The 6,482-nt window shown below is 71.2% G+C and carries 6 protein-coding genes; 1 reads left to right on the top strand and 5 read right to left on the bottom strand.

The features are described from left to right. A partial coding sequence (locus ACO1X9_RS04470; protein WP_486349630.1) for a glycine--tRNA ligase occupies nt 1-778 on the bottom strand: 778 nt, incomplete at its 3' end. 802 nt (nt 779-1,580) lie between these two features. Here ACO1X9_RS04470 and ACO1X9_RS04465 point away from each other — a divergent pair. Next, nucleotides 1,581-2,393, top strand: a complete 813-nt coding sequence (locus ACO1X9_RS04465; protein WP_486349629.1) for a hypothetical protein — start codon at nt 1,581-1,583, stop codon at nt 2,391-2,393. Here ACO1X9_RS04465 and ACO1X9_RS04460 read toward each other — a convergent pair. The 4 genes from ACO1X9_RS04460 to recO all read right to left on the bottom strand — a co-directional run bounded on the left by ACO1X9_RS04460 (nt 2,344) and on the right by recO (nt 6,467). Beyond that, a complete protein-coding gene (locus ACO1X9_RS04460) occupies nt 2,344-3,717 on the bottom strand; it encodes a glycosyltransferase (protein WP_486349628.1) in 1,374 nt (457 codons plus the stop codon). The two genes, ACO1X9_RS04465 and ACO1X9_RS04460, sit on opposite strands and share 50 nt — an antisense overlap. 39 nt (nt 3,718-3,756) lie before the next feature. Further along, complete coding sequence (locus tag ACO1X9_RS04455) at nt 3,757-4,806, bottom strand: aminotransferase class V-fold PLP-dependent enzyme (protein WP_486349627.1); 1,050 nt, start codon at nt 4,804-4,806, stop codon at nt 3,757-3,759. 52 nt (nt 4,807-4,858) lie between these two features. Beyond that, nucleotides 4,859-5,659, bottom strand: coding sequence for an isoprenyl transferase (locus tag ACO1X9_RS04450; RefSeq protein WP_486349626.1), 801 nt, complete (start codon nt 5,657-5,659; stop codon nt 4,859-4,861). A gap of 79 nt (nt 5,660-5,738) precedes the next feature. After that, on the bottom strand, nt 5,739-6,467 hold the full coding sequence (recO, locus tag ACO1X9_RS04445) for a DNA repair protein RecO (RefSeq protein ID WP_486349625.1): 729 nt from the start codon (nt 6,465-6,467) through the stop codon (nt 5,739-5,741). Nucleotides 6,468-6,482: the final 15 nt, after the last annotated feature.

Genomic DNA, 6,482 nt, shown 5'->3' with positions numbered 1-6,482 from the left:
GCGAGAGCTTCTCCTGCGGGTGCTCGTAGCGCCGCAGATTCTGCGGGTCGATGCCGAGGCCGAGGAACCACTGCTCGCACTGGTCGATCCAGTAGGTGAACCACTCGTCATCGGTGCCGGGCTTGACGAAGAACTCCATCTCCATCTGTTCGAACTCGCGCGTGCGGAAGATGAAGTTGCCGGGGGTGATCTCGTTGCGGAACGACTTGCCCACCTGGGCGATGCCGAACGGCGGCTTCATACGCGCACTCGCGAGCACGTTGGCGAAGTTGACGAAGATGCCCTGCGCGGTCTCCGGCCGCAGGTAGTGGAGACCCGCCTCGTCGTCGACGGGGCCGAGATACGTCTTCAGCAGGCCGCTGAACTCACGGGGCTCGGTCCACTGACCGCGCGTGCCGCAGTTCTCGCAGACGATGTCGCCCATGCCGTTCTCGGGAACGCGGCCCTTCTTCTCCTCGAACGCCTCGAGCAGGTGGTCTTGCCGATAACGCTTGTGACAGCTCAGACACTCGACGAGCGGGTCCGAGAACACCGCGACGTGACCCGAGGCCTCCCAGACGCGCTTCGGAAGGATGACCGAGGAGTCGATGCCGACGATGTCGTCGCGCGTCTGCACCATGAACTTCCACCACTCGCGCTTGATGTTCTCCTTGAGCGCGGTGCCGAGGGGGCCGTAGTCCCACGCGGAACGGGAACCCCCGTAGATCTCCCCGGACTGGAAGACGAAGCCGCGACGCTTCGCGAGCGAGATGATCGAGTCGAGTGCAGAGGCGGCCATAACCACGCCAGCCTACCGAGCCCGGGAACTCGCGAGCGTCGCCCGTACGACTCAGAACTGAGCGCTGCTAGCCTTCCGCTACCTCGACCCGCCCCGGAGGCATCGTGCGCCGTCTCCTGCTCCCCCTCCTCGCGCTCCTTCTCATCCCGCTCGGCGGCACCGCACCCGCGTACGCCGTCGCCGACGACCCGAACGTCGGCGAGTTGCGATATGAGGGCACGCGCTACGAGACGCTCGAGAACGGCTTCGTGCGGGAGCGGGAGATGGACCTCGACTTCCAGTGCACAGGCGGGGTCTGCGCCGACGACGGGTTCTTCGGCGAGTTCCTCGACGGGGTGATGGTGGTCGACCTCCCGGCGACCGGAACCGGCTGTGACCTCGAGAACGACATGCGTGCTCGTCAGGGACGTGTCGAACTCACGCCGACCGCGGTCACGGGGAACATCGAGTTCCTCGCCCGCGATCTCTCCGGGTGCGGCGACGGGCTCATCCGCACCGAGGGAACGAGCATCCGCTACGACCTCGCCTTCGACCGCGGCGACGTCTGCCTCATCGACGCGACCTGCCTCGGCGCTCCGGTAGAGGAGCCCGCCCCTGTCGACGACTGCTGCGCCCCTCCGGGAGCCCCGCGCCCGTTCGCCGAGCCCACGGTGTACAGCGGACTCGACACCGTCGCGACCGCCGCGACCTCCGGCAACCTGCTCTGGGCGGCGATCGGCACCGTCATCCTCGCGCTGCTCGTCGCGATCCCCACCCACTTCTTCAACTCCGCCGCCGAGACGCTGTCCGACCGGGTCGGCGCGTGGTGGCGTCGGATGCGCACGCGGCCGGAAGCAGGGGAGGCGAAGCGCGGCGGGGGTGGCCGCTCGCAGCGGGCGGTGTCGCCGTCGCCGCCGTCATCGCCGCGTTCGCCGATCCCGAGTTCGGGTTCGACGCCGCCGGCCTGCGCGTGCTCCTGTCGATCCTCGCGGCGTTCGCGGTCGAGGTCGTACTCGGCTGGGTCGCGGTCATCCTCCTCGTGCGGCGCACGCATCCCACCGCCTCCGCCACGTTCAGATTCGCACCGCTCACGCTGCTGGTGGTCGCGGGGGCGGTGCTGCTCACGCGGCTCACCGGCTTCGAGCCTCCCATCGTGTTCGGGCTCGTCGCCGGCGTCGCCTTCGGCGGGCTGCTCGGCACCGCCGAGAAGGCCCGCGTCGCGCTCATCGGGCTCGGCTGGGCCTTCGGCATCGGGATGCTCGCCTGGATCGGGTACAGCGTCCTCGTCGCCGCGGGCGTCGAGGGTGCGGGTGGGGTGTTCGCGCGCGAGCTGCTGTCGGCCGCCGCCATCGCCGGCCTCTCGGCGCTGCCGATCGCTCTCCTCCCCCTGCGCGGGCTCGCGGGTCGCACGGTGTGGGAGGCAAGCCGGCGGGTCTGGATCGCCGCCTACGCGATCGGCCTCTTCGCCTTCCTGCTCGTGCTGCTGCCGTTCCCCGCCTCGTGGGCCGAGGTCGGCTTCGGCCTCTGGGCGTGGATCGGGCTCTACCTGATCTACGCCCTCGCCGCGCTGGGCATCTGGCTCGTGGTCACACGTCCGTGGCGAGCCGCGTCAGCAGACGAGCCCAGCGCCGCGTGATCACCTCGTCGCGATAGCGCGAGGCCGAGCGCCGTGCGGAGATGCGCATGAGCGCGAGGCGCCACGCGGGCATCGTCATCGCCTCACGCACCGCACGGTCGAGCGCCCCCTGATCGCCGGGCGGGACGAGCCAGCCGTCGACCCCGTGGCGGATGACGTCGCGCGGGCCGTAGCGCACGTCCACCGCGATCGGCAGGCATCCCGCGCCCATCGCCTCCTGGAGCACGAGCGGTGAACCCTCGAAGCGACTCGTCAGCAGCAGAACGGACGCTTCCGCGAGCCGCGCACGCGCCTCGGGACGGTGCCCGTGGAAGATCACCGAACCGTGCGGTCGGGTCGACGCGACACTCTCGAGGAACTCCCGCCGGTCGCCCTCGCCGTAGACATCGAGTCGAGAACCCCGGACGCGCCCCGTCGCTCGGATCGCCCGCTGCACCTTCTTGCGTCCTGTGAGCGACGCCACGACGACCGCGTGACGCGGGTCACGTCGCAACGCCCCGCGCGACGGCAGGTCCCGCCCATTGGGGATCACGTGCAGGTTCGGCAGCGGTCCGAGGCGCGCGTCGAGCTCGACCCGCTGCCGCTCGGTGAGCACGACGACCGCATCGAAGGCGTCGAGCTGTGCGAGCACGGGTCGCCGGCGGGGCCGCAGCTCTCCGCCCGGGTCGTCGGGGTCGGCGAGGTGGGAGTTGTGCAGCACGTGCACGAGTGTCGAGCCCCGGCGGCGGTAGCCGAGGAGGTTCGCCGCGCTGACGGTGCTGTCGATGAGGAGATGCGCCGGCCCGTCGCCCGCGAGGACGTCGAGCCATGCCGCGTACAGCGACCGGATCCGCCGCCAGCCGCGCACCGGCATCCCGCGGTCGTCGCAGAGCACGACCGATCGGCCGCCGCCCACGAGGTCGCGGCGGTCGCTCAGCAGGAGCGTGCCGTCGAGGCGGTAGTGGTCGCGTTGCAGCACCGTCTCGCCGTCGGCGGCGTACCGCGTACGCGACATCGGGATGCCGTCCCGCTCCATCGCGACACCGTCGGTGAGCGGGGTCAGCGGCGTCCGGACGGGGTCGAAGCGCCCTCCCGGAAGCGGATGCCCGCGCAGCCACTCGTAGAGGTTGACGAGCCCGACGCCGTCGGTGAGCTCGCCGGCATCCCGCAGCCGTCGTTCGAGGTCGGGGTAGTCGGGTCGCGCGTCGAAGGTGAGCACGTCGACCTCGACGCCGCCGAGCCGCACGAATGCGCGTGATCGGTGCAGGAGCGCGCTCGTCATCCCGCCGTAGCCGTCGGGGATGTGCCAGGCGATCGCGAAGTGCCGACCGGCGGGAAGCTGCATGCGCCGATGGTCTCCGGCGCGGGTCGCCCCGACAAGGGGCTAGCGCACGACGCGCGCGACCGCCTCGACGTCGGACAGGTCGTTCCAGAGGTGGAACGACGCCCGCAGCCGTCCGGCGCGCCCCGAGATCCGGATGCCGGCGTCGAGCAGGCGCCGCAGGTCGTCGCCCGAGGAGTCGGGCCAGGTGATGATCGCCTGGTGCTGCTGCGGGATGCCGACCGCATCGCAGAGGGCGTCGCCGAGGGAACTCGTGAACGACCAGACCTCGGCGATGTCGAGGCCGGCGAACAGCTCGATCGCCGGCTCCGCGCCGACCCAGGCCTGCCAGGCGGGTGAGACGTCGAAGCGTCGGGCGTCGGGGGCGAGGCTCATCGCGGGGCCGTACACGTTCGTCCACGGGTCGTCTCCCGCATACCAGCCCGCCTGCAGCGGCGTGAGCAGCGGGTCGAACCGCGGGCTCAGCGTGAGGAACGCGACGCCGCGCGGCGAGCACAGCCACTTGTAGGTGTGGCACACGGTCACGTCGAACCGGCTCGCGTCGACCGGCGCGACGCCCGCCGCCTGCGTCACGTCGCAGAAGGTGAAGGCCCCGACGCGGGCCGCCGCCTCGAGGATCGCGTCGAGGTCGGCGACCGCACCCGTCGCCGACTGCACGTGCGAGAACGCGACGAGCCAGGTCTGCTCGGTGATCGACTCGGCGAGCGCGGCGAGCGGCACGGCGCGCATCCGGATGCCGGGTCGGGTGAGGAACGGGAACTCGATCGACGAGAAATCGCCCTCCGGGACGAGCACCTCAGCCCCCTCGGGCACCGCGGCGGCGACGAGGGAGGTGAGCACCGAGGTCTGCGACCCGATCGCGATGCGGTCGACCGGCACGTTCACGAGCCGCGCGTACGACGCACGCGTGCGGGCGATGACGGCGTCGTAACCCTGAGGGTCGCGGTCGGCGGCCTCCCACGCGGCGAGATCGGTCCGCAGCGCGGCGACGGCGCTCGACGGGGGGATGCCGATCGAGGCGACGGCGACGTAGCCCCTCGGATCGCGGAACTCGGCGATGGCCGACTGGAGCGCGGCGCTGTGCCCGGTCATGTCCCGAGCCTCCCCCGTCGCGGCGCGCACGGCAAGAGGCCACCCCGCCGGTTCAGGCCTGAGGGGCGTCGACCGCTCCCCCGAACCGGCGCGCCCGCGAGGTGTAGAGGTCGATCGCGTGCCACAGGTCGGTGCGGCGGAAGTCGGGCCACAGGGTGTCGAGGAACACCATCTCGGCGTAGGCCGACTGCCAGAGCATGAAGTTGCTCGTGCGCTGCTCCCCCGACGACCGCACGAACAGGTCGACGTCGGGCAGGTCGGGCACGTAGAGGTGCTTCTGCAGCGTCTTCTCCGAGATGCGGTCCGGCTTCACCCTGCCGGACGCGACGTCCTCCGCGATCTCGCGCACGGCATCCACGAGTTCGACGCGTCCGCCGTAGTTGACGCACATCGTGAGGGTGAGCCCCGTGTTGTGCTTCGTGAGCTCTTCGGCGACCTGCAGCTCGTCGATGACACTGCGCCAGAGCCGGGGACGACGACCCGCCCACTTCACGCGGACGCCCCACTCGTGCAGTTGGTCGCGGCGGCGGCGGATGACGTCGCGGTTGAAGCCCATGAGGAAGCGCACCTCGTCGGGACTGCGCGACCAGTTCTCGGTCGAGAAGGCGTACGCGGAGAGGTGCGTCACCCCGATCTGGATCGCGCCGGCGACGACGTCGAGCAGGCTCGCCTCCCCCGCCTTGTGACCCTCGACCCGCGAGAGCCCGCGCGCGTTCGCCCACCGCCCGTTGCCGTCCATGACGACAGCGACGTGCTTCGGCACCGCACTCGCCGGGAGCTTCGGCGGGTACAGCCCCGTCCAGTCGACGGGCAGTCCGGTGCCGCTGCCGCCGTACTCGTCGGGATGCGTCATGCGGAGCCCCAGTTCATCGATTCGCGTCGAGCGCACGGGATCGCGCACGTGCTCCCGACGCGAATCGATGTACTCGAGCTCATGCGGGGGTCCGATCGACGTGCGGGAGCGACCGCAGGCCGCGCTCGAGGTGGAACTGCGTGTACGCGGCGACGACACCCGACGCCTGCGCCCGCGTGCGCTCGTCGGCGCCCTCCGCCGTGACCCAGTCGCCGGCGAGGAGCGCGGCGAGGGTGCCGAGGGTCGCCGGGTCGAGCCGCGGTGCCCCGGGCGGGGCGACGGCATCCGACACCACGCCGCCGAGCTGCACGACGAAGACGGTGTGGGGCCCGGTCTCGCCCGTGACGGCGCAGTCGACGAACGACGGCGCCCACCCCGCGATCGAGAGCGCCCGCAGCAGGTAGGAGTCGAGGGTGAGTCCCGCGGGATGCTCTCCCTTCGAGAGCGACCGCAGTGCACCGACGAGCAACAGGTAGTGCTGCAGCCCCGCCTCGTGCTCGGTGAGCCGGTCGGCCGCCTCGACCATCGCGGTCGCCGCGGTGAAGCGCGGGTAGTCGCCCGCGATGTCGGCGCCGTACGAGCCGATCGATTCCGCCTGCTGGATGATGTCGAGGCTGCGGCCCTTGTAGAGCTGCAGGTCGGCGACCATGAACGGTTCGAGCCGTGCGCCGAACCGTGACGCCGTGCGGCGCACACCCTTCGCGACGGCGCGGATCTTGCCGTGCTGCCGGCTCAGCATCGTCACGATGCGGTCGGCCTCGCCGAGCTTGTGGGTGCGCAGCACGACGGCTTCGTCGCGATACGTCATCCCGGGCATGTGGGT

It is taken from the genome of Pseudolysinimonas sp., assembly GCF_057350545.1.
This window is presented reverse-complemented; position numbering and strand designations above follow the sequence as displayed.